Raw genomic sequence first — 872 nt, 5'->3', positions numbered from 1 at the left:
GGTCGATTTCGTGAACGGCCTCTGCTCTGGACAGGATGCTCGCCATGCGGCTGCGGCTCGCCCTCATCGCCCTTCTGACCGGCGCCGCGCCTGCGCTCGCCGCGCCGACCGCGCCTGGTCCGCTCGCGTCGGGGATGATCGAGAGCTACCTCCTGCCGCGGTACGAGACCTTCAGCCGCGCGACCGCGGAGCAGGCGCAAGCCTGGAAAGAGGCGTGCCGGGACGGAGACTTCTCGGTCGATCTTGAGACCCTGCGCGAGCGCTTCCAGGTGGCGGCGGACGGCTGGGCGGCGGTCGAGCACGTCACGATCGGCCCTGCGAGCGTCGGACTGCGCGCCGACCGGATCTATTTCGGCCCGGACCGGCGCAACGCCGTCGCGAAGGCTCTCGGCGAGCTGGAGGCGAAGGCCGCCGACAGCGACGTCGCGGAGGAGGCGGTCCAGCGCCTGAGCGTCGCCGGGCAGGGCTTTCCGGCGCTCGAGCGGCTGCTCTACGAGACCGACAAGGCGCCGGCGCAGGCGCGCTGCCGGGCGGGCGTCGCGATATCGCGCAACCTCGCCATGATCGCCGGAGAGATCGTCTCCGGATGGCGCGCCCCGGACGGACCGCTGGCGCGGCTGAAGCGCGGCGAGGGCGATCCGCTGCACTTCGCCGACCCGGCGCAGGCGGCCGCCCGGCTGATGACCGACCTCGCGGGCGGCTTCCAGCGCGTCAACGACATGAAGCTGTTTCCGGTGCTGGGGAGCGCGCCCGACATGGCCCGCCCGAAGGGTGCGCGATGAAGGGCCACGCCAGAAACGCGGCGCCGACCCCCGCCGCAGCTCCTGTCGCCAGGAAAAGGAAGTCGCGACGATTCGGATCTTGCGCGTCGT

The 872-nt window shown here is 72.2% G+C and carries 1 protein-coding gene and 1 pseudogene; one reads left to right on the top strand and one right to left on the bottom strand.

What is annotated here, in order from left to right; genetic code table 11:
• Positions 1-35: 35 nt before the first annotated feature.
• Complete coding sequence (locus ACIKT0_RS19295; protein WP_407106883.1) at positions 36-782, top strand: imelysin family protein; 747 nt, start codon at positions 36-38, stop codon at positions 780-782.
• Here the strand turns inward: ACIKT0_RS19295 and ACIKT0_RS19290 are convergent.
• Positions 778-872, bottom strand: a pseudogene (locus ACIKT0_RS19290) (ubiquinol-cytochrome c reductase iron-sulfur subunit N-terminal domain-containing protein); the annotation flags it as partial. The gene ACIKT0_RS19295 and the pseudogene ACIKT0_RS19290 overlap by 5 nt on opposite strands.

The sequence above is a fragment of the Hansschlegelia beijingensis genome (assembly GCF_045505405.1).
Classification (GTDB): domain Bacteria; phylum Pseudomonadota; class Alphaproteobacteria; order Rhizobiales; family Methylopilaceae; genus Methylopila; species Methylopila beijingensis_A.
Note: the sequence above shows the minus strand (reverse complement) of the source record. Positions and strands in the feature narration are given on the sequence as shown.

Excerpts from the sequence above, each read along its gene's own strand:
- ACIKT0_RS19295 (WP_407106883.1), top strand. The coding sequence starts at position 36 with ATGCTCGCCATGCGGCTGCGGCTCGCCCTCATCGCCCTTCTGACCGGC.